General features: G+C 68.4%; 1 protein-coding gene. It reads left to right on the top strand.

What is annotated here, in order from left to right; all coding sequences use genetic code 11:
* Positions 1 to 244, top strand: a 244-nt coding sequence (locus EOD29_RS34270) for an ROK family protein (protein WP_164764067.1), incomplete at both ends; no start/stop codon positions are given.

Here is a 244-nt window from a genome sequence, read left to right as displayed (position 1 = left end):
CTCGGCATAGCCATGCCGTTCGAGCTGTGGAGCTGGGCCGACACGGCGGGCGCGCCGCGCGAGATCATGGACGAGTGGCGCCACCGCGACATCCGCGCCGACATCCAGGCGCAGTGCGACTTTCCGGTCTATCTGCAGAACGACGCCACATCCGCCTGCGGGGCGGAGCTCGTCTTCGGCCAGTCAGGGGGCGCGCGCGACTTCGTCTATTTCTATATCGGCGCCTTTGCCGGCGGCGGCATCG

Source organism: Mesorhizobium sp. M1A.T.Ca.IN.004.03.1.1 (assembly GCF_003997555.1).
Taxonomy (GTDB): domain Bacteria; phylum Pseudomonadota; class Alphaproteobacteria; order Rhizobiales; family Rhizobiaceae; genus Mesorhizobium.
The sequence above is the reverse complement of the archived record's forward strand: the minus strand, read 5'-3'. Positions and strand labels throughout refer to the sequence as shown.